1 rRNA gene is annotated in these 361 nt (G+C 51.0%); it reads right to left on the reverse strand.

Annotated features, from left to right (window positions below):
• Positions 1-357 (reverse strand): 23S ribosomal RNA (locus tag PH558_RS34420); the annotation flags it as partial.
• Positions 358-361 lie beyond the last annotated feature (4 nt).

Raw genomic sequence — 361 nt, forward strand, 5'->3', positions numbered from 1 at the left:
CTCGGTTGATGTCCTTTCCTGCAGGTACTTAGATGTTTCAGTTCCCTGCGTTCGCTTCTTACACCCTATTTTATTCAGGTGAAGATACCTTGTTACAATACCTAGAAACCTGAAGTGTTTCACCAGCCACCAGACTGCCGAACCTACGCCGCATCAGCGGCGACGGCCCTTGGCCTTGCGAAGCCCAAACGGGCTTCGATCCCTCGTCCCTCGAAAGCTCGATGGAAGAGATAAACCAGTCAACAATTCAGATTTTCTAGGTATTTAAGGTGGGTTGCCCCATTCGGAGATCCATGGATCAAAGCTTATTCGCAGCTCCCCACGGCTTTTCGCAGCGTATCACGTCCTTCATCGCCTGTGC

Source organism: Rhizobium pantanalense (genome assembly GCF_030182525.1).
Taxonomy (GTDB): domain Bacteria; phylum Pseudomonadota; class Alphaproteobacteria; order Rhizobiales; family Rhizobiaceae; genus Rhizobium.